This window comes from Enterovibrio sp. QJM3NY_24 (assembly GCF_057786035.1).
In genome coordinates this window covers 843,740-865,013 of record NZ_CM173519.1, presented here as the reverse complement: position 1 = coordinate 865,013, position 21,274 = coordinate 843,740, and the positions used below count along the sequence as shown (strand labels likewise).

The 21,274-nt window shown below is 48.6% G+C and carries 19 protein-coding genes and 1 pseudogene; 19 read left to right on the top strand and 1 reads right to left on the bottom strand.

Annotated features, from left to right (window positions below; translation table 11 throughout):
• Nucleotides 1-112 precede the first annotated feature (112 nt).
• The 6 genes from miaB (at nucleotide 113) to AC3CIC_RS03680 (ending at nucleotide 6,315) form a co-directional block, all read left to right on the top strand.
• Nucleotides 113-1,537, top strand: a complete 1,425-nt coding sequence (gene miaB, locus AC3CIC_RS03705; protein WP_016959663.1) for a tRNA (N6-isopentenyl adenosine(37)-C2)-methylthiotransferase MiaB — start codon at nucleotides 113-115, stop codon at nucleotides 1,535-1,537.
• A gap of 115 nt (nucleotides 1,538-1,652) precedes the next feature.
• Nucleotides 1,653-2,726, top strand: coding sequence for a PhoH family protein (locus AC3CIC_RS03700; protein ID WP_488515380.1), 1,074 nt, complete (start codon nucleotides 1,653-1,655; stop codon nucleotides 2,724-2,726).
• Nucleotide 2,727: 1 nt separating this feature from the next.
• Complete coding sequence (gene ybeY, locus AC3CIC_RS03695) at nucleotides 2,728-3,192, top strand: rRNA maturation RNase YbeY (protein WP_394210850.1); 465 nt, start codon at nucleotides 2,728-2,730, stop codon at nucleotides 3,190-3,192.
• Nucleotides 3,193-3,216: 24 nt separating this feature from the next.
• The gene (gene corC, locus AC3CIC_RS03690; RefSeq protein ID WP_016959666.1) at nucleotides 3,217-4,083 is read left to right on the top strand and encodes a CNNM family magnesium/cobalt transport protein CorC; all 867 of its coding nucleotides are present in this window, start codon (nucleotides 3,217-3,219) and stop codon (nucleotides 4,081-4,083) included.
• Nucleotides 4,084-4,090: 7 nt separating this feature from the next.
• Entirely contained in the window at nucleotides 4,091-5,638 is a 1,548-nt protein-coding gene (gene lnt, locus AC3CIC_RS03685; RefSeq protein ID WP_488515379.1) for an apolipoprotein N-acyltransferase, read from the top strand.
• A gap of 92 nt (nucleotides 5,639-5,730) precedes the next feature.
• Nucleotides 5,731-6,315 carry a lipid-binding SYLF domain-containing protein gene (locus tag AC3CIC_RS03680; RefSeq protein ID WP_016959668.1) on the top strand — a complete coding sequence of 195 codons (585 nt, stop codon included), beginning with the start codon at nucleotides 5,731-5,733 and terminating at the stop codon, nucleotides 6,313-6,315.
• Between the two features lie 101 nt (nucleotides 6,316-6,416).
• Here the strand turns inward: AC3CIC_RS03680 and AC3CIC_RS03675 are convergent, their stop codons facing one another.
• The gene (locus AC3CIC_RS03675; protein ID WP_488515378.1) at nucleotides 6,417-6,902 is read right to left on the bottom strand and encodes a zinc ribbon-containing protein; all 486 of its coding nucleotides are present in this window, start codon (nucleotides 6,900-6,902) and stop codon (nucleotides 6,417-6,419) included.
• 108 nt (nucleotides 6,903-7,010) lie between these two features.
• Between AC3CIC_RS03675 and leuS the strand changes: the two genes are divergently transcribed.
• The 13 genes and pseudogenes from leuS to AC3CIC_RS03610 all read left to right on the top strand — a co-directional run bounded on the left by leuS (nucleotide 7,011) and on the right by AC3CIC_RS03610 (nucleotide 21,269).
• Nucleotides 7,011-9,584: a leucine--tRNA ligase gene (gene leuS / locus AC3CIC_RS03670; RefSeq protein ID WP_488515377.1), complete on the top strand. Its 2,574-nt coding sequence runs from the start codon at nucleotides 7,011-7,013 to the stop codon at nucleotides 9,582-9,584.
• A gap of 39 nt (nucleotides 9,585-9,623) precedes the next feature.
• On the top strand, nucleotides 9,624-10,295 hold the full coding sequence (locus AC3CIC_RS03665; protein ID WP_016959671.1) for an LPS-assembly lipoprotein LptE: 672 nt from the start codon (nucleotides 9,624-9,626) through the stop codon (nucleotides 10,293-10,295).
• Complete coding sequence (holA, locus tag AC3CIC_RS03660) at nucleotides 10,292-11,320, top strand: DNA polymerase III subunit delta (RefSeq protein WP_488515376.1); 1,029 nt, start codon at nucleotides 10,292-10,294, stop codon at nucleotides 11,318-11,320. The genes AC3CIC_RS03665 and holA overlap by 4 nt, the downstream gene beginning before the upstream one ends.
• Nucleotides 11,321-11,419: 99 nt before the next feature.
• A complete protein-coding gene (rsfS, locus tag AC3CIC_RS03655) occupies nucleotides 11,420-11,737 on the top strand; it encodes a ribosome silencing factor (protein WP_016959673.1) in 318 nt (105 codons plus the stop codon).
• Nucleotides 11,738-11,741: 4 nt separating this feature from the next.
• The gene (gene rlmH / locus AC3CIC_RS03650) at nucleotides 11,742-12,212 is read left to right on the top strand and encodes a 23S rRNA (pseudouridine(1915)-N(3))-methyltransferase RlmH (protein ID WP_016959674.1); all 471 of its coding nucleotides are present in this window, start codon (nucleotides 11,742-11,744) and stop codon (nucleotides 12,210-12,212) included.
• Nucleotides 12,213-12,215: 3 nt separating this feature from the next.
• Entirely contained in the window at nucleotides 12,216-14,099 is a 1,884-nt protein-coding gene (gene mrdA, locus AC3CIC_RS03645) for a penicillin-binding protein 2 (protein ID WP_488515375.1), read from the top strand.
• The gene (gene rodA / locus AC3CIC_RS03640; RefSeq protein WP_016959676.1) at nucleotides 14,096-15,217 is read left to right on the top strand and encodes a rod shape-determining protein RodA; all 1,122 of its coding nucleotides are present in this window, start codon (nucleotides 14,096-14,098) and stop codon (nucleotides 15,215-15,217) included. Before mrdA ends, rodA begins: the two co-directional genes overlap by 4 nt.
• On the top strand, nucleotides 15,217-16,020 hold the full coding sequence (locus AC3CIC_RS03635) for a septal ring lytic transglycosylase RlpA family protein (RefSeq protein ID WP_017006257.1): 804 nt from the start codon (nucleotides 15,217-15,219) through the stop codon (nucleotides 16,018-16,020). The genes rodA and AC3CIC_RS03635 overlap by 1 nt, the downstream gene beginning before the upstream one ends.
• Nucleotides 16,021-16,131: 111 nt before the next feature.
• Nucleotides 16,132-17,304, top strand: coding sequence for a serine hydrolase (locus AC3CIC_RS03630; protein WP_016959678.1), 1,173 nt, complete (start codon nucleotides 16,132-16,134; stop codon nucleotides 17,302-17,304).
• A 198-nt stretch (nucleotides 17,305-17,502) separates the two neighbouring features.
• On the top strand, nucleotides 17,503-17,772 hold the full coding sequence (gene ybeD / locus AC3CIC_RS03625) for a DUF493 family protein YbeD (protein WP_016959679.1): 270 nt from the start codon (nucleotides 17,503-17,505) through the stop codon (nucleotides 17,770-17,772).
• Between the two features lie 152 nt (nucleotides 17,773-17,924).
• A pseudogene (gene lipB / locus AC3CIC_RS03620) lies at nucleotides 17,925-18,577 on the top strand (lipoyl(octanoyl) transferase LipB).
• Nucleotides 18,574-19,539: a lipoyl synthase gene (lipA, locus tag AC3CIC_RS03615; protein ID WP_016959681.1), complete on the top strand. Its 966-nt coding sequence runs from the start codon at nucleotides 18,574-18,576 to the stop codon at nucleotides 19,537-19,539. Before lipB ends, lipA begins: the two are co-directional and overlap by 4 nt.
• Before the next feature lie 188 nt (nucleotides 19,540-19,727).
• Complete coding sequence (locus AC3CIC_RS03610; RefSeq protein WP_488515374.1) at nucleotides 19,728-21,269, top strand: YjjI family glycine radical enzyme; 1,542 nt, start codon at nucleotides 19,728-19,730, stop codon at nucleotides 21,267-21,269.
• Nucleotides 21,270-21,274: the final 5 nt, after the last annotated feature.

The window sequence follows — 21,274 nt, the reverse complement described above, 5'->3', positions numbered from 1 at the left end:
TTGGCAACAACTGGACAATGCTTTTCGGCTGAGGTTGCAGTTATAACACAGCGTTACCACACATCACCTTTCAGCCGAAACACGTAAAACATTACTATGAGCAATAAGTTACATGGCTAAAAAACTTTTGATCAAAACCTGGGGCTGCCAGATGAACGAATACGATTCATCTAAAATGGCGGATCTTCTTAATGCGGCTGGCGGCTACGAGCTAACCGAAGTACCTGAAGAAGCCGATGTACTGCTTCTCAACACGTGCTCTATTCGCGAAAAAGCCCAGGAAAAAGTGTTCCACCAGCTAGGACGCTGGAAAAACTTGAAAGATCAGAAGCCCGATCTCGTGATTGGCGTAGGCGGCTGCGTGGCAACCCAAGAAGGCGACCACATTCGTGAACGCGCTCCTTATGTTGACGTAATTTTCGGTCCGCAAACGTTGCACCGTTTACCACAGATGATCAAACAGTCTCGTGAAGACCACGGTCCTGTCATGGATATTTCTTTCCCAGAGATCGAGAAATTCGATAACTTGCCAGAGCCACGAGCTGAAGGTGCAACAGCCTTTGTTTCGATTATGGAAGGCTGCTCAAAGTACTGTACGTTCTGCGTTGTGCCATACACACGCGGTGAAGAAGTCAGCCGTCCAATGGATGACGTACTGTACGAGATCGCACAACTGGCAGAGCAAGGCGTGCGTGAAGTTAACCTGTTGGGTCAAAACGTCAACGCATACCGCGGCGAAATGCACGATGGTGATATTTGCACGTTTGCAGAACTGCTGCGCTATGTGGCTGCGCTAGATGGTATCGACCGCATTCGTTACACCACCAGCCACCCGATAGAATTCACTGACGACATCATCGAAGTGTATCGCGACACGCCAGAGCTTGTTAGCCACCTACACTTGCCTGTTCAAAGTGGTTCAGATCGTATTTTGACGATGATGAAACGCCCGCACACGGCGATTGAATACAAGTCAAAAATCCGCAAGCTGCGCGAAGTGCGTCCTGATATCGCCATGAGCTCTGATTTTATTATTGGCTTCCCTGGCGAAACAGAGGCTGACTTCCAAGCCACGATGAAGTTGATCCGTGACATCAATTTCGATATGAGCTTTAGTTTTGTCTACTCACCACGCCCGGGGACACCGGCGGCAGACATGCCGGATGACACCCCAGAGCAAGTGAAGAAAGACCGTTTGTCTGAACTTCAACAGCAAATCACTGCGCAGACCATGATCTTTGCGCGTCAGATGCTAGAGACAGAACAACGTATTCTTGTTGAAGGGCCATCTCGCAAAAACCTGATGGAACTGCGCGGCCGTACAGAGAATAATCGTGTGGTTAACTTCGCGGGATCGATGGATTTGATTGGTCAATTCGTTGACGTGAAAATCACCGACGTGCATGCAAACTCATTGCGCGGCGAACTGGTTCGTACTGAGAAGGAAATGAACCTGCGTATCGCAATATCTCCAGCCGAGATGATTGCAAAAACACGCAAAGAAGATGATCTAGGCGTAGGCGTGTATACTCCGTAATAGTACGGAATCACATCGCCGTGCCAAGCCCCGTTTCGACGGGGAGAATCAATGGTTACCGGTGTGCTATTCAGGCACCGGTGATGTTTGTGAGGACAGGTTTGCGAGGACAGTATTGAACAAGATAATTACCTTAGAAGTATCACTGGAACCAGCTGATAACTCACGCCTAGCCAGCCTATGCGGCCCTTTCGATGACAATATCAAGCAACTCGAACGCCGTTTGGGAGTGGAAATCAACCACCGCAGCCATCACTTCTCCGTTGTGGGTAAGCCACACACTGCCACTGCGGCAATCGAAATTCTCAAAACGCTTTATGTAGAAACTGCCCCTGTTAAGAATCGCTTTCCCGATTTGGAACCAGAGCAAGTTCACCTCGCCATCAAAGAAAGCGGTGTACTTGAGCAGCAGGTAGAATCTTCTATCCCCTACGGGAAAGAGATCAACATCAAAACCAAGAAAGGCGTGATCAAGCCACGTACACCCAATCAGGCGCAGTACATCACCAATATGGTGACGCATGATATTACGTTTGGTGTCGGGCCTGCAGGTACAGGTAAAACTTACCTCGCTGTTGCTGCTGCTGTTGATGCACTTGAGCGCCAAGAAATTCGCCGAATTCTGCTGACGCGTCCCGCAGTAGAAGCGGGTGAGAAACTGGGTTTCTTACCCGGCGATCTTAGCCAAAAAGTCGACCCTTACTTACGCCCACTTTACGATGCCCTTTTTGAAATGCTGGGTTTCGAGCGTGTCGAAAAGCTGATCGAACGTAACGTGATTGAAGTCGCGCCGCTTGCTTACATGCGTGGTCGCACACTGAATGATGCCTTCATTATTCTTGATGAAAGCCAAAACACCACCGTTGAGCAAATGAAAATGTTCCTGACCCGTATTGGCTTTAACAGCCGCGCGGTGATAACCGGTGATGTCACGCAAATAGATTTACCGCGCAATGCAAAATCTGGCCTGCGTCATGCCATTGAAGTGTTAGCGGATGTCAATGAAATCAGCTTCAACTTCTTCCAAGCAGACGATGTTGTGCGCCATCCTGTGGTTGCACGCATTGTCCTTGCTTATGAAGCATGGGAAGCAGAAGACGCCAAAGCTCGAAAACACGCAGAAGAACGTCGCCGTCAAGAACGCGAAGCCACATTCTCGACGCCGCAATCAGAAGAGAACCAACCGTAACATGCAGTATTTTGTCGATCTTCAAATCGCGACACAAAACACCGAAAACCTGCCAAGTGAAGAGCAGTTTCAACACTGGTTTGAACAAGCAGTAAAATCTTTTTGCGAACAAGCAGAAGTGACCATTCGCATAGTGGATGAGTTTGAAAGCCAAACTCTTAACCGTGATTATCGCGGTAAAGACAAGCCAACAAACGTATTGTCATTTCCGTTTGAAGCGCCTCCTGGTGTAGAGTTAGACCTACTAGGCGACTTAATTATCTGTCGTCAGGTAGTCGAAAAAGAAGCAAAAGAACAGAATAAAGACCTCTTTGCCCATTGGGCACACATGGTTGTACACGGCAGTCTCCATCTGCTAGGTTATGATCATATTGATGATGAAGAAGCAGAAGAAATGGAATCTCTCGAGATTTCTATCATGAATGCGCTTGGGTTCGACAACCCTTACGCGGCCGACTTTATCTAAATTAACGTTGTAAATATTGAGACAATGAACGAAGACAACTCACAAAGCTCTGAAGGTCCGAGTAGAAAGACCTTCTTCGAACGTTTAGGACAGATTTTTCAGGGTGAACCCAAAGATCGTCAGGAACTGGTAGATGTATTCCGTGATTCAGAACAGAACGATCTGATCGATCACGATACACGGGATATGCTCGAAGGCGTCATGCAGATTTCTGAAATGCGCATTCGAGACATCATGATTCCGCGTTCGCAGATGGTAACCATCGAACGCTCACAACCTCTCGAAGAGATTATCACGGTTATCAACGACGCCCAGCATTCGCGCTATCCGGTGATCAGCGATGACAAAGACCATGTTGAAGGCATTCTGCTAGCAAAAGACTTGCTACGCTACCTGATGGCCGACAGCGAACCGTTCGACATTGATAAAGTAATCCGCCGCGCTGTTGTCGTGCCGGAAAGCAAACGTGTTGACCGCTTGCTGAAAGAATTTCAGGAAGAACGCTATCACATGGCGATTGTTGTCGATGAATTCGGCGGCGTATCCGGCGTGGTGACTATCGAAGATATTCTTGAAGAAATCGTTGGCGATATTGAAGACGAATACGACGACGAAGAAGAGCAGGAAATCCGCCAGCTCAGCAAGCACACCTTTGCGGTGAAAGCGCTGACCACGCTGGAAGATTTTAACGAGAAATTTGGTTCTCAGTTCAATGATGACGATATCGACACCATTGGTGGATTGGTCATGACCAGCTTTGGTCACCTTCCAACCCGCGGCGAAGAAGTGGACATCGAAAACTTCCATTTCAAAGTCACCGCAGCTGACAGTCGACGCGTTATCCAATTGCAGGTTACTATCCCCGATACGACTGCAGAGGAAACGGCTTAATCGTCAAATGCTAAATATTGAAACTTCAAAGCGGCCCCAAGAATTCATGCGGATCTTCGGGGCCGCTTTTTCTGGTGCACTTGCTACTCTGGCGTTCGCGCCTTACGCCTTCTGGCCAGCCATGCTGGTCTCTTTGATCGCACTTCTCCTACTTATCCACCAGCAATCACCTAAGAGCGCCGCGTTAATCGGCTTTAGCTGGGGTCTGGGCCAATTTGGTACCGGCGTTGGTTGGGTGTATGTGGTTATTGAGAAATTCGGTGGCTTACCAACGGCGATAGGGCTTTGTCTCATCGGCTTGTTGGTGATGTTCTTAGCGCTCTACCCTGCGCTGTTTGCATTCATCCTAAGACGCACTCGACTGCCACTCGCGCTATCGTATTTGTTATTCGCCCCCTCGCTTTGGCTTTTAATTGATTGGTTCCGCGGCTGGTTCTTAACGGGCTTCCCTTGGCTGTGGCCTGGTTACAGTCAAATTGATGGCCCTCTTTCTGCCTTTGCCCCTTTGCTGGGCGTACAGGGCATTACGCTTGCGCTACTGATTATTTCAGCATCGATTGCGCACACGCTCATTGTTCGTAAAGTCTCGGCGCTATTGCCGGCACTTGTGGTGGCGATTGTTGCCGCGGTATCCAGTCAAATTCCGTGGGTACAGGAAACAGGCGAAAGCGTTGATGTCGCCATGGTGCAAGGTAACGTTCCTCAAGAGCTGAAATGGCTACCGAGCCAGCGCTGGCCGACGTTACTGAGCTATCAGGACATGACACGTCAAAACTGGGACGCTGATATTGTTATCTGGCCAGAAGCTGCCATACCCGCACTGGAGCGCGATATACCCGACTTCCTTGCCCGTCTCGATTCGGCGGCGATCAACAACGACACTGCTATTATTACGGGCGTCCTTGATCAAAACCAAGAAGGACAATTCTATAACAACGTGATCACCCTCGGTGATAATGGCATGGAAGGATACGATTATCCGGCGCAGCAAAGCTACAGTAAGCACCATCTGCTGGTATTTGGTGAGTTTGTGCCGTTTGCTGACATTTTGCGTCCGTTAGCGCCACTGTTTAATCTGCCCATGTCATCATTTAGTCGCGGTGACTATACGCAGCCGAACATTAGTGCAAAAGGCTATCAACTCGCCCCTGCGATTTGCTATGAAATTGCATTTAGCGATCAAGTCCGCCAAAGCCTAACACCCGAATCTGATTTCATTTTAACCCTGTCTAACGATACCTGGTTTGGTACGTCTATCGGCCCGCATCAGCATCTTGAAATAGCACGAATGCGCGCGCTGGAAAATGGCAAGCCTGTCCTGCGTTCAACCAATACAGGGCTCACTGCTGCTATTGGCTATCAAGGTGACGTGATCGCACAAATCCCGCAGTTTGAAACCATCGTATTGCGCGCCGATGTGCCGACAACACAAGGACAAACGCCCTATACCCGTTTTGGTGACTGGCCGCTTTATCTGTGGATTCTTATGTCAGGGATTGCACTGATTGTGTTAACACGCGGTCAAACATCATCATCTGACAGCAAGTCGCAATAATAAGAGCGAACATTCGCTAACCCCCTGTGTCTTAAACAAGGCTGAGCATCTCGTCTCAGCCTTGTTTTTATTTGCTTCATAGGGAGATTCAAATGCGCGCCTTAGCACGACTTTTGTCACTAACAGTGATCCTTTCTTCTTCGCTTTTTATCACACCCGCCTCGGCCGAACCTGATCCGGAATTATTTGCCGACACCCGTGCAGCCCTTGCCAATTACCACCGTTTTAATCAAGTAAAGCCGTTTTTCGAAAAGGCTTATGGCTACGCCGTGTTTCCATCTGTCGGAAAAGGCGGGTTCTGGATAGGCGGTGCATATGGAAAAGGCTTAGTCTTTCAAGGCAATAATACCGTCGCACAAGCCGAGCTTATTCAAGTGTCGATTGGGCTTACGTTTGGTGGGCAAGCATTCAGCGAAATACTGTTTTTTGAAGACAAAGAGACTTTCGACAGTTTTATGGCGGGCAGCTTTGAACTAGGCGCACAAGCTTCCGCTACGGCGCTCACTGAAGGTGCTGCGGCACATGTGGGTACCACGGGCACATCAGCCAGCGCAGGCAACGTGCAATCCAAGGCTTATTACATAAACGGCACCGCCATTTTCACCCAAGCCAAAGGCGGGCTAATGGTGGAAGCAGCACTCGCTGGGCAGAAATTTAACATTGAGCCGCTAAAATAAGCCGCAAGCTGGGTCCTGGGAGCTTTTGATTAGGCGACGACCTGAATCAAGCTTTCGCTCTTCCTAGGATCCTTTTTTCCTAAGCCCTGTCTTCCCCACATTTACGCCGGAAATGGCTTACGGCTAAACTGTTTGTTGCCGCATTTGATGCACGGGATCAACACGCCAACATGGGTATGCTCGGTCTGATTCGCGCACTTCTCGCAAACCAGAATCCCCAAACCAACCACTTCGCCGGCAGAATACACACCATGATGCTGAATATCTTGCAGCACTTCACGCCATTCCAGTTGGGTCTTGTCTGTGATTTCGGCCAATTGCTGCCAGATAGAATTGGCAATCAAACTGCGGAATAACTGACCATCATCTGCGCCTGTCTCTGGCTCATTGTAACGCTCACTGAACGCCTGAACATCGCGCTTGAAGTATGCTTCAATCAAGGCGAGTTCATCTTTGGTCATGTCTGCCGCAGCAGCAAAATATCGCTCAGACAAGTCAACCCAGCGTTGGAGCTCTTCAGGGCTGTTCTTTAACGCGTTGCTAATTCGTTGAGTTAGCAACTTATATTCCGTTTTTTGCTCTGACATTGGGCACCTCTGCATTCAACTGTTGTTGCGCCATCTACCTTTAGTTATTCTATGTCGATTATTTTGGTACATTTCATACCTATCTCACAAATTTCCCGGATGTCATCGATGCAAGAACAATACCGTCCACAGGACATAGAGCCTAAGGTTCAGGCCGATTGGGACAAGAACAAAACTTTTGTTGCTCAAGAAGACCCTAGCAAAGAAAAGTTCTACTGCCTATCAATGTTCCCATACCCAAGTGGTCGCCTGCACATGGGTCACGTTCGTAACTACACCATCGGTGATGTGATTGCTCGCTATCAGCGCCTGCAAGGAAAAAATGTGATGCAGCCTATCGGCTGGGACGCATTTGGCCTGCCGGCGGAGAACGCCGCGGTGAAGAACAAGACTGCACCAGCACCTTGGACTTACGAAAACATCGAATACATGAAGAACCAGCTAAAACTGCTGGGCTTTGGCTATGACTGGGATCGCGAATTCGCGACCTGTACGCCTGAATACTATCGTTGGGAACAAGAGTTCTTCACCAAGCTGTACACTCAAGGCTTGGTATACAAGAAGACGTCTTCAGTTAACTGGTGCCCGAACGACCAAACCGTACTGGCTAACGAACAAGTTGAAGATGGCTGTTGCTGGCGTTGTGATACGCCTGTAGAGCAAAAAGAAATCCCACAGTGGTTCATCAAAATCACCGCTTATGCGCAAGAGCTGCTGGACGATCTGGACACCCTAGAAGGCTGGCCTGACATGGTGAAAACCATGCAGCGCAACTGGATTGGTCGCTCTGAAGGTGTTGAATTGTCGTTCACCGTTGCTGGCAATTCAGACCTAGAAGTTTACACCACACGTCCTGACACCCTGATGGGCGTCACCTACGTGGGTATCGCCGCAGGTCACCCTCTGGCCGCGAAAGCTGCAGAGAACAACCCAGAACTAGCAGCATTCATCGAAGAGTGCCGCAACACCAAGGTTGCAGAAGCAGAGCTTGCGACCATGGAGAAGAAAGGCATGGATACGGGCTTGACCGCTATCCACCCTTTGAATGGCCGTGAAGTGCCAATCTATGTGGCTAACTTTGTTCTGATGGATTACGGCACAGGCGCTGTCATGGCGGTTCCTGGTCACGACCAGCGCGACTACGAATTTGCCACCAAATATGGCATCGAAATCATCGGTGTTATCAAACCAGAAGATGGCAGCGAGCTAGATATTTCAGAAGCTGCGTACACCGAAAAAGGTGTTCTGTTTAACTCTGGCGAATTCGACGGTTTGGCTTTCGAGCAAGCGTTTGACGCGATTGCGGCAAAACTTGAGTCAGAAGGCAAAGGCCACAAGACAGTCAACTTCCGTCTACGTGACTGGGGCGTTTCTCGTCAACGTTACTGGGGTGCACCAATTCCAATGGTCACCACAGAAGACGGTCAAGTACACCCTGTCCCAGCAGATCAGCTACCCGTTCTTCTGCCAGAAGACGTAGTGATGGATGGCGTGACTAGCCCTATCAAAGCAGACAAAACATGGGCAGAAACCACCTATAACGGTCAACCTGCGCTGCGTGAAACCGATACGTTTGACACCTTCATGGAGTCTTCTTGGTATTACGCGCGTTACTGTTCACCAAAAGCTGACCAAATGTTGGATTCAGATGCGGCCAACTACTGGCTGCCAGTTGACCAATATGTGGGGGGTATTGAACACGCTTGTATGCACCTTCTGTATTCTCGCTTCTTCCACAAACTGCTGCGTGATGCTGGCATGGTGGAAAGTGATGAGCCATACAAACAACTGCTGTGCCAAGGCATGGTGTTGGCGGATGCTTATTACTACAACAACGAAAAAGGCACGAAAGTATGGGTTTCTCCAACTGACGTGACCGTTGAGCGTGATGACAAAGGCCGCATCACTAAGGCAGTTGATAACGAAGGCAACGAGGTTGTTCACTCAGGCATGACCAAAATGTCTAAGTCGAAAAACAACGGTATCGACCCTCAAGAGATGGTGGACAAATACGGTGCTGATACCGTGCGTTTGTTCATGATGTTTGCGTCGCCAGCGGATATGACGCTGGAATGGCAAGAGTCTGGCGTTGAAGGCGCAAACCGCTTCCTGAAACGTATCTGGAAACTGGTCTTCGAGCACACCGCAAAAGGGTCGGTTTCTGCATTGGATGCCTCTGCGTTAACCGCCGATCAGAAAACGCTGCGCCGTGAAGTACACAAAACCATCGCGAAAGTAAGCGATGATATTGGCCGCCGTCAAACCTTCAACACAGCGATTGCTGCCGTGATGGAATTGATGAACCGCCTAACGAAAGCGCCGCAGGAAACCGACACGGATCGCGCGATCCTTGATGAAGCACTTAAAGCCGTGGTTTCTATGCTTTACCCAATCACGCCGCACATCAGCAATGAATTGTGGATTGCTCTGGGTGAAAGTGATGTCGACAACGCGCAATGGCCTATCGCAGACAGCGATGCCATGATTGAAGACGAGAAGCTAATCATCGTTCAAGTGAACGGCAAGCTTCGCGCAAAAATCACCGTTGCGGCTGACGCAGCGAAAGCTGACGTTGAAGCCATGGCACAAAACGATGAGCACGTAGTGAAGTTCACCGAAGGGAAAACCGTTCGTAAAGTGATCTACGTACCAGGCAAACTGGTTAACATTGTTGCTAACTAATTTGTTCGCATCTTTGCCAACAACAACAGGGAGAATTCGGTGACATCGATCTTTCGCTCTCTCCGAACCCTGCTTGTCGTGGTGGCCGCTTTGGCCACCGCGTCTTGCGGATTCCAACTTCGTGGCAGCTACAACCTGCCTGATGAAATTCAGAAGCTTTCTATCACGAGTTTTGACCAATACGGCAAACTGACCCGTGAGATGAAATCCCAGCTTCGTCTTTACGATATTGATCTCGTACCACCGGCTGAAACTATCTCAAATCTACGTTTGAATGGTGAGAGCTATGGTGAAAGTACGCTTTCTCTTTACCAAAATAGCCGCGTTGCAGAAAAGCAATTTGCTTACACTGTGAGCTATTCCGTGACGGTGCCTGGTAAAGGAAACTACGGATTCTCTACGTCTCTTAGCCGCACCTACCTTGATAACCCATTGACCGCACTAGCAAAGTCAGTGGAGGAGGAAATGCTTGCGCAAGAGATGCGAGTTGAAGCGACAAAGCAAATCATGCGACAACTCGCGCGTTTGAATGCGCATATCGAAGCCTTTGAGCGCAAAGAAGCCGAAGAGAAAGCCTTACGTGAGCTTTATCAGGGCGTCGATAGCACCAACCCTGACCTCACTATTGAAACGCGTTTTAACGGCAAGGAAGAGGAAAACCGCGGTAAACCTCTGTCCAGCTACACCACTGACGGTGAAAACGTCGAATGAGGATCTACCCAGAACAACTGACACAACGCCTATCTCAAGGTTTGTGTCAGACTTACCTTCTGTTCGGCAATGAACCACTGCTTAAACAAGAAGCCCAACAAAGTGTCATTGCAGAAGCGGCGCGCCAAGGTTTTGATGAAAAGCACCGCTATACGGTCGACAACCAGCTCAACTGGCAAGACATATACGATACTTGTCAGGCACTGAGTTTGTTTTCCAGCCGCCAGGTCATTGTCCTGACGTTGCCTGAAAACGCGCTGACAACTGCTCAAGCCAATGCATTAAAAGAACTCGAGCCGTTGCTACACCAAGATCTGGTGTTGATTCTGGAAGGCCCGCGTCTTAACAAAAAACAAGAATCAGCGAAATGGTTCACGCTGTTTCAAAAAAATGGCCTTTATGTGCCATGTAATACACCCGATGCACGCCAATTGCCTCGCTTCGTCGAAACGCGCTGTCATGCACTTGGCTTAAAGCCAGATCATGAATCCGTCCAATTGCTCGCACAATGGCACGAAGGGAACCTTCTCGCTCTGTCGCAAAGCCTGATGAAGCTGCAGTTGTTGTATCCCGATGGCGCACTCACTTTGCCACGTTTGCAAGACGCCCTGTCACGAAACAATCACTACACGCCCTTTCAGCTCACCGATGCGTTGATTGATGGCAAAGCCAAACGTGCCGTGAGAATTACGCGCCAATTGGAAGCGGAAGGTGTCGAGATCACCATATTGCTTCGCGTGATCCAAAAAGAGTTAATACAACTTTGCAAGATGCAGGAATATGGCGCGTCGGGCATGGGGATAAATAAGATATTTGACCATTATTGCGTATGGCAAGCTCGCCGAGCACCGCTAACCTCAGCCTTGCACCGACTGCCACTGTCAAGATTAATGCACTTGGTCAACAGCCTTGCCAACATCGAAATGATGGTAAAAACTGACTTTGATAGCCAGCCTTGGCCTGCGCTGTCCGCGTTTTGTCTTGATATGTGTGGCCACCCTGTGCACCTTGAGCCCATTCGCTGAGTATCAACGCGACACCACCGTATTTTAATCGCAACAGCCAGTGTTATAATTTTCTCGATGAGATCTCACTGACCAATAGCCACCATTAAGGGGAAAACATTGCTTCCGGACCAACTTCAACATTTCGTTGCCGACAAAGCTGATGATATGAAAGCGGCAGACATCGTGACTCTTGATGTCAGAAACAAAAGCAGCATCACTGATTTTATGGTGCTGTGCACCGGCAACTCTAAACGTCACGTTTCCTCCATTGCCGAGCATGTTGCTGATGAAGCACTGGCTGCCAACGTTCGCTCATTGGGTATGGAAGGACAAAACGAAGGCGAATGGGTTGTGCTAGACCTTGGTGACGTCATGTTACATGTCATGCAAGACGACCAACGTCAGTTGTACGAGCTTGAAAAGCTGTGGAACTGATCCGATGAAATTACAACTGATCGCGGTTGGCACCAAAATGCCGAAATGGGTCGAAGAAGGCTACAAAGAATATAGTCGCCGCTTCCCAAAAGATATGCCCCTTGAGCTGATCGAAATTACGGCAGGTAAACGCGGGAAAAATGCTGACATTGCGCGCATCTTGCAAAAAGAAGGCGAAGCGATGCTGGCGGCGGTTCCAAAAGGAAACCGCATTGTGACACTGGATATTCCGGGTAAGCGCTGGGACACAGAGCAGCTGGCTGAGCAATTGGAAAGTTGGAAACTGGATGCTCGAGATGTTTCCATCTTGATTGGCGGCCCAGAGGGACTGTCACCTGCATGCAAAGCGGCCGCAGAGCAGAGTTGGTCTCTGTCACCATTGACACTTCCTCACCCATTGGTCCGTGTAGTGATGGCTGAAAGTCTTTATCGCGCCTGGAGCATTACCGCGAATCACCCTTATCATCGGGAATAGTTCATGAGATACAGGCGTAGCCCAATACGCGATCATCAGGCCGAATCTTCTTTGTTTATCCGCCGAGCCATTGTGGCTTTCGGCGGCATTGTTATTTTAGTCGGCCTGCTTTTACTCAATCTGTACACCATTCAGGTTGATGACCATGATGATTACATCACCCGCTCAAACGACAATCGCATCAAAGTGGTGCCGGTTGCGCCTAATCGCGGCCTCATTTTTGATAGAAACGGTAAACTATTAGCCGAAAACCGCCCCGTTTACGCACTCGAAATTACGTCTGAGCAGGTCAAAGATATTCCTGGAACCATTGCGCGTTTACAGGCATTGATCGATATTTCTGATCGTGAAATCGCCGCGTTTGAACGAGACAAAAAACGCTCTCGTCGCTTTAATGCGGTTGCCGTCAAAAATCAGCTTTCCGAAGAGGAAGTCGCGATATTTTCAGCCAACCAACACAAATTCCCAGGTGTTGAGATTAAAGGCTACCTCAAGCGTTATTACCCTTACGGCGATGCACTGACACACGTATTGGGTTACGTGGCCAAAATCAATGACAAAGACGTTGCGCGTCTTGAGCGCGACGAAATGAGCACCAACTACAGAGCGACTCGCGATATTGGCAAGCTCGGCATTGAACGCTTTTACGAAAGAGATCTTCATGGAACCGCGGGCTATCAAGAAGTTGAGGTGAACAGCCGAGGACGTATCATTCGCACCTTGAAATACGTCCCCCCTGAGCCAGGTAAAGATCTTGTACTCAACCTTGATGTGGATCTTCAGCTCTACATCCGTTCCATTTTGGGTGAGCGCCGTGGTGCTGTTGTCGTACTTGACCCTGAAGATTCGTCCGTTTTAGCTATGGTCTCATCGCCAAGTTATGACCCGAACCTATTTGTTCATGGCATATCTAGCCCAGAATATCGCGGATTACTTGAAGACAAAAACCGACCTTTGGTCAACCGTGCGACACTCGGTATTTATCCACCAGCCTCAACAATAAAACCGTTTATTGCTGTCGCTGCGCTTCAAGAGAAAACGCTCACTCTTAATACCACACGTAATGATCCCGGTTATTGGCATTTACCTAATTCAACCTCTCGACCATTTCGAGATTGGCTAGCATGGGGTCATGGCAGAGTAAATATCGTTCAATCGATTGAAGAGTCAGTGGATACGTTCTTCTACCAAATCGCCTACGATTTAGGGATAGACAAGCTGTCTGAATGGATGAGCAAGTTTGGTTTTGGTGATTACACAGGCATCGATATCCACGAAGAAAGCAAAGCCAACATGCCAACCAGAGAATGGAAAATGGCACGTTACCGACAGCCTTGGTACAAAGGTGACACAATACCGGTCGGGATTGGTCAGGGTTACTGGACATCAACACCGATGCAAATCGCTAAGGCGACCACCGTATTGGTCAACAAAGGCATCGTCCATCCACCGCACCTTTTAATGCGCACAGAATCAGAAGGTGAAGTGGAAATCGCACCGATCGCGCCGTACCCGCCCATTGCTGATGTTAACGACAAGTACTGGAATGCAGCACTTGAAGGTATGCGTTTGGTTAACCATGGCAAAAAAGGAACTGCACGACGTGCATTTGCCAATGCCCCTTATGTCACGGGTGGAAAATCGGGCACCGCACAGGTATTCGGATTGGCAGAAGACGAAGAATATAAAGCAGATGAAATTGCGGAGCATCTGCGTGACCACGCCTTGTATACTGGCTTTGCACCTTTCGATGATCCTCAAGTCGTGGTTTCTATGGTGTTAGAAAATGCTGGGGGTGGGTCCACCAATGGTGCTCCGATCGCCCGTCGTATTTTTGACCATATGTTGCTCGGGAAAGATAAAAATAACGAGGAGCAGGTTCAATGAGTATGTTCGCGTCCACAGGCCAAAAAAAGACCATTTTTGAGCGCTTGCACCTCGATGCTCCCCTGTTGCTCGGCATTATTTTACTGATGGGTTTTGGTTTAATGGTGATATGGAGCGCCAGCGGACAAAGCGTTGCCATGATGGAGCGTCAGGTTTTCCGCATGCTGCTGGCTCTCGGAGTGATGTTCGTGCTAGCGCAAATATCGCCGCGACATTACGAGTTCTGGGCGCCGTATCTCTATGTCACTGGCATAATCATGCTGATTGCCGTGCTATTTTTTGGCGAAACAGCCAAAGGGGCACAGCGGTGGCTGGATCTCGGTATCCTCACCTTTCAGCCCTCTGAGTTAATCAAACTTGCCGTGCCTCTGATGGTGGCACGTTTCATTGGTAAAGAACCTCTTCCGCCTCGCTTTAGAAACCTGATTATTGGCTTGGTGATGGTCTTTGTGCCTACCATCCTCATCGCCAAGCAACCGGATCTGGGAACGTCGATACTCATTGCGGCATCAGGGATCTTCGTTTTGTTTCTCTCTGGTATCCGATGGCGCATCATTCTTGGCGCAGGGGCTTTGGTCGCGGCATTTATTCCAGTGCTTTGGTTTTTCCTCATGCGCGAATACCAGCGCGTCCGTGTGCGGACACTTTTCGATCCAGAATCAGACCCGCTTGGCGCCGGTTACCATATTATTCAATCCAAAATAGCGATTGGATCCGGGGGTATTTCAGGCAAGGGGTGGCTGCAAGGCACACAATCACAACTGGAGTTCTTGCCAGAACGCCATACCGACTTTATCTTTGCCGTGATTGCTGAAGAATGGGGAATGGTCGGCGTCGCTTGCTTGCTCATGTTGTATTTGTTCATTATCGCGCGAGGTTTAATGCTGGCAAGCCGAGCACAAACGGCCTTTGGTCGCATGATGGCCGGCAGTATTGTGCTAAGTTTCTTTGTGTATGTATTTGTTAATATTGGCATGGTCAGTGGTATTTTACCCGTCGTTGGCGTCCCACTTCCATTGGTCAGTTACGGCGGTACATCCATGGTGACGCTAATGGCAGGCTTCGGGATTTTGATGTCTATCCACACTCACAGAAAAATGCTTTCAAAGGCTTTGTAATGAAAAAACTTCTCGTATTGATTGCGATTGTATTGTCAGGTTGTGCCACTAAGAACGACGAACGCTACAGTATTGCGCAAGACCAGGCGCCTGAAGCAACACCCACTTTGGAACATATTGAGGATGCGCATCCTCGTTACGAACCCTACAGTCGAGCGGGAAACAAGAACTACACGGTTCTTGGTCAAGACTACGAAGTGATCAAAGATCCCGAAACGTTTACCACTGAAACCGGTATCGCTTCTTGGTATGGCAAGAAATTTCATGGCCATAAAACCTCGAATGGCGAGATTTATGATATGTATTCGATGTCAGCAGCCCACAAAACATTACCACTGCCGAGTTATGTCGAAGTGGAAAACACCGCCAATGGCAAAAAAGCCATTGTACGTGTTAACGACCGTGGGCCGTTCCATGAAGGACGTGTCATTGATTTAAGTTACGCAGCAGCATCGAAACTGGGGGTTTTGGCTTCGGGTACGGCTCCCGTCAAAGTCACTTTACTTAAAGTCGACAAACCCGTGGAGAACGATGAATGGCAAGGTGCGCGACTCAATCGCTACTTTGTGCAATTAGCCGCGATCTCCGATAAAACCAAAGCAGAAAAAGCGGCTGCGAGTTTTAGCCAGCAGTTCGAACTTCCCACTGACATTCATCAGTCGGGAAAAGTGTATCGTGTTCGTCTCGGCCCATTTCATGACTATGACCAAACGCAACATGCTGCAATGCTTGCACAAGAACATCAAATAAATGAGGCCTTCATCGTTGTTGAGCCAATGAGTAATGAACCGACTCTGAAATAGAGTGTCATTAATTAGTAAGTTGTTGTAACCCCATCTGACACTTATCAGGGCTATCTGATATAGTGTCGACTGCTTTTGACTAGAGAAATATTCAAGTAAGTACTTATATCTATGAAAAAATCACCTTCTTTGTTGCGCTCTTTAGTCTTGTTGACTGCCGTATCCACTTCCGCTGTAACGATTGCAGCACCATCTGTCGTACCTGATGCGCCTCAAATCGCAGCAAAAGGCTATGTATTGATGGACTACAACTCGGGCAAAGTCTTGGCCGAGAATAATGCCTACGAACGTCTAAACCCAGCTAGCCTAACCAAAATGATGACAAGCTATGTTATCGGTCAGGAAGTTGAACGCGGCAATATCAGCCTCGAAGACGAAGTTGTTATCAGTAAAAATGCTTGGGCGAAAAACTTCCCAGGTAGTTCGAAGATGTTTATCGAAGTAGGTACCACTGTTTCAGTTGCTGACTTGAACCGCGGTATTATTATTCAATCAGGGAACGATGCATGTGTGGCGATGGCTGAACACGTAGCGGGCTCTGAAGATTCATTTGTCGATCTCATGAATGGCTGGGCGAAAACCCTCGGTATGAAAGATACCAACTACGCCAACTCACACGGCCTCGATCATGATGAATTATACTCAACGCCTTATGATCTGGCACTTCTAAGCCAAGCCCTTATCCGTGATGTGCCAGAAGAATACCGCATCTACGAAGAGAAATCGTTCACCTACAACGGCATCACCCAATACAACCGTAACGGTCTACTTTGGGATAAGAGCATGAATGTTGATGGTATTAAGACAGGCCACACAGACAAAGCCGGTTACAACCTCGTCAGCTCTGCAACCGAAGGCAAGATGCGTTTGATCGCTGTTGTCATGGGTACAAACAGCGCTAACGCACGTAAAGCAGAAAGCAAGAAGCTGCTGAATTACGGGTTCCGCTTTTTCGAAACCGTTGCACCGCATAAAGCCGATGAAACTTTCGTAACCGAAAAAGTATGGATGGGTGATACCGACCAAGTTGCATTGGGCGTGAGCGAAGATACCTATGTCACACTGCCTCGCGGTAAAGCGAAAGATTTAGAAGCCAGCTTTGTGCTAGAAAAAACACTTGAAGCCCCTATCGCGAAAGGCGATGTGGTCGGTAAGCTTTACTATCAAGTTGATGGCGAAGATGTGGCGGAATACCCACTAGTTGCGCTTAATAACGTGCAAGAAGGTGGTTTATTCAGTCGCTTGGTTGATTACATCATCATGTTCTTCAAGAGCTTGTTCTAAGCACCCAGAAAGAATTTAGAAGGCAGCCTATTGGCTGCCTTTTTATTTGCCTCGCCCGCCCCCATATTCCTCCTCAAGCGCATGATCTTGTTTTCTTATAACAGGACGATTACTATTCTCCCCCAACGCAATGCGTGATCATTAGCACAAAATATAGGTCGCCGGACAATGCTTCCGACGCCAATTCTGGAGTAAAAAATGGAAGAGCAACCAAAACTAAAAGACCTTCTGGAGTTCCCATGTACATTCACTTATAAAGTGATGGGTTACGCCAAACCAGAACTCACAGATCTGGTTTTGGAAGTCATTCAGCGTCACGCTCCGGGTGATTACACACCGAGAGTGACACCCAGCGGCAAAGGTACTTACAATGCCGTGTCTGTCACCATTACAGCGACGTCTATCGAACAAGTTGAAACGCTGTACAAAGAACTGGGTGATATTGAAATCGTTCGTATGGTTCTGTAAGCGATCACGTATAGACAAGATCACCACAATACTTTACGACAATGCCCTTACAAATAGACGGCTGTTAATTCAGCCGTCTGTCATTATAATGGCGTAACTGACGAGCTCGGTGCCCTTAATCTCTCAGCCCTTTTTAGCCAAGCAGGTGTACTTTGCAACAGAACCGCCTCATTATCAGACAACTTGGATTGCGTCCTTACGAGCCGACGTGGAAAGCCATGCATGCTTTCACTGACGAACGCACGGCTGAAACCTGTGATGAGATTTGGCTGGTCGAACACGAACCTGTGTTTACCCAAGGCCAAGCGGGAAAAGCGGAGCACTTACTCGCGACAGGAGGTATTCCTGTGGTGCAAAGTGACCGTGGCGGACAAGTGACCTATCATGGGCCTGGTCAGCAGATTGCTTATATCCTGATTGACTTGAAACGCAAGAAATTGGGTGTAAGAGAGCTGGTAACCAGCATAGAAAACATAGTGATTGATACGCTTGCTCACTATGGTATTGAATCAAATGCACGACCGGACGCACCGGGTGTGTATGTGGGTGATAACAAAATTTGCTCGCTGGGTCTTAGGATCCGTCGCGGCTGTTCATTCCACGGATTGGCATTAAACGTCAATATGGATTTGTCTCCGTTCCTACGCATTAACCCTTGTGGCTATGCAGGGATGGCAATGACACAAACCGTCGATTTAGGGGGCCAGCATCACTGACTGAGCTTTACCCTGTGTTAGTAGATAAACTGACATCGCACCTGAACTATGATCAGGTCGAGTCCCTAACAGAAAGCAATCAATTATGAGCAAACCGATCCAGATGGAACGCGGCGTTAAATACCGTGATGCAGACAAAATGGCGCTCATCCCGGTCAAGAACATGCCGACTGAGAAAAAAGAAGTGCTGCGCAAGCCCGAGTGGATGAAGATCAAACTTCCTTCTGACAGCAAACGTATTCAAGAAATTAAGTCTGCATTGCGTAAAAACAATCTGCATTCTGTCTGTGAAGAAGCGTCTTGCCCGAACTTGGCTGAGTGCTTTAACCACGGTACTGCTACGTTTATGATTTTGGGTGCAATTTGTACTCGACGATGTCCATTCTGCGACGTTGCCCACGGTCGCCCGAATGCACCAGATGACAATGAGCCAGCAAAACTGGCGAAAACCATCAGCGACATGAAGCTCAAATACGTTGTTGTGACCTCCGTAGACCGTGACGATCTGCGTGATGGCGGCGCACAACACTTTGCGGATTGTACCCGTGAAATTCGCGCCCTAAACCCAGAGATCCGCATTGAAACACTGGTGCCCGATTTCCGTGGTCGTATGGATACGGCATTGGAATTGCTAAAAGACAATCCGCCAGATGTGTTCAACCACAACCTTGAAACAGCACCGCGTCTTTACCGTAAAGCTCGCCCAGGCGCCAACTACAAGTGGTCGCTCGAACTGCTGAAGAAATTTGGTGAGATGCACCCTAACGTGCCGACGAAATCGGGTGTCATGATGGGTTTGGGTGAAACCAAAGAAGAGATCGTACAAGTGCTGAAAGACTTGCGCGAGCATGGTGTGACCATGCTGACACTCGGCCAATACCTGGCACCAAGCCGTCACCACTTGCCGGTTGAGCGTTATGTGCCGCCAGAAGAATTTGATGAACTACGCGATATCGCATTGGAGCTGGGCTTTACTCACGCTGCATGTGGTCCGTTTGTTCGCTCGTCTTACCATGCTGATCTGCAAGCGCAGGGTGTGGAAATCAAGTAGACACCATTGCTCTTTTAATCATGCTAAACGCCGAGCCCATGCTCGGCGTTTTTGTGTTGGTCGTTTCCCAAAAATCCGATTGCCCTTGGCGGATTTCCAAAATGGAAATATCACCTTCCCATAAAGTTAATAGTGGAAACTCCTAGCCGCAACGTAAAATAAACCCAAATTAAAGTAGGGTCTTTTCCATGAACAACAACCTTTCTGAACTGCAGCAACGTTTTTACCAGATCATCAACAACCCAACGCTTTCTCCAAAGCAGAAGAACCAATTTCTGGCATTGGAAGCGGAGGCAAGCCTGCCTTACCTGTCGATTGAAGACGACATAGCGCAAGCAATGAAAGACGGTGTTATCTGTGACATGTTTGAAGGGCACGCGCCATTCAAACCACGTTACGTGCTGCCAGATTACGCGAAGTTTCTTTCGCAAGGTTCTGAGTACTTGGAATTGACGCCAGCAGAAAACCTTGATGATGCACTCAACATGCTGAATATCATCTATCACCACGTTCCTTCCGTGACCAACATTCCTGTGTATGTCGGCCAACTCGATGATGTGCTGATGCCTTACGTTGGTTCGCTGAGCGACGAAGATATCTACCAAAAAATTAAACGTTTCTGGATCATGCTTGATCGCACTCTGCCAGATGCATTCATGCATGCGAACATCGGTCCTGCTGACAACATCATCTGCCGCACTATCTTGCGCGTCGATGCTGAATTAAAACAAATCGCACCAAACCTAACGTTCATGTATGACCCTGCTGTCACACCAGACGATTTGCTTCGCCATGCCACTCGCAACATCTGTGAATGCAGCAAGCCACACATTGCCAACTACCCAATGCATGCTGGCGCTTACGGTGACAAACGTTTCGGCATCGTGAGCTGTTACAACTCTCTGCCATTAGCGGGCGGTTCAAACACCCTAGTGCGTATGAACTTAAAAGAAGCCGCGAGCAAAGCAGAAAGCACAGAAGACTTCATCAACACAACGTTGCCAACTTACAGCAAGTTGATGGTTGAGTTGATGGACGTTCGTAGCACTTACCTTCACGAATCTTCAAATTTCTTCACCAACTTCCTTGCAACGGAAGGCCTGATTGAAGAGAGCCGTTTTGCACCCATGTTTGGCATCTACGGCATGGCTGAAGCAGTGAATGCTCTGTTAGAAAAAGATGGCAAGCAAGGCAAATACGGACATGACATCAGCGCCAACGAGCTGGGTCATGCCATTTCTGAAAAGCTGGCTGCACTGGTTGACGAAAACCCAGTGAAGTACGGCTACAACGGTAAGGCACTGCTTCATGCCCAAGGTGGTATCAGCCTAGACATGGACGCTACCCCAGGCGTGCGCATCCCTTACGGTACTGAACCTGATCCTGTGACGTATGTTCACGCAACGGCGGGCCACCACAAACACTACACATCAGGCATCAGCGACATTCTGACCATTGATGAGACCGTGAAATCGAACCCTGAAGCCATGTACAACCTTTGTAAAGGCGCTATCAACCTGGGTTACCGTGAATTCACGGCCAATGTCGCGTCGAACGATTTGGTTCGCGTGACGGGTTACATGATCAAGCTGTCTGATATTGCGAAATTTGACGACGAAGGTTCACGCAAGAACACCACGTGGTTAGGTGCAGAAGCATCGAAGAACACGGGGATTTTGAACCGTGCGCCACGCGTGGTGAGCTTTGAATCAACCCCTGTTTACAAGTAACAGTA